Source organism: Paraburkholderia sp. SIMBA_027, from assembly GCF_046535315.1.
GTDB classification, from domain to species: Bacteria; Pseudomonadota; Gammaproteobacteria; order Burkholderiales; family Burkholderiaceae; genus Paraburkholderia; species Paraburkholderia tropica.
The window spans coordinates 1-277 of the sequence record NZ_JAWRWY010000454.1 but is presented as its reverse complement, the minus strand read 5'-3'; the positions used below and the strand labels follow the sequence as shown (position 1 = coordinate 277).

Genomic DNA, 277 nt, shown 5'->3' with positions numbered 1-277 from the left:
CGTTCATCAGCGCGCCGGACAGCGCGTCCTCGACCGGCTCGACCGACGGATAACCGGCGCGCAGCACGTCGAACGCCCAGCCGGCCGCGTTCGCGGGAAACACGCCGGTCGGCAGGCGCGTCGCGTATGCGCTGATCACGACCGCGTTGTCGCCGTGCTTGCGCACCGGGTACGGCAACGTGCCCGTCTCGGCGTACGCGACGCGCGCACGGTTGCCGGCATCGGCCGCCGCGCGCGCGAACACGAAGCTGCCGAACGTGCCAGGCGGCAGGAACAC

Annotated in this window: 1 pseudogene; it reads right to left on the bottom strand. The window is 72.6% G+C overall.

Annotation, left to right across the window (positions count from 1 at the left end):
* A pseudogene (locus SB764_RS39805) lies at positions 1 to 277 on the bottom strand (glycerol-3-phosphate dehydrogenase); the annotation flags it as partial.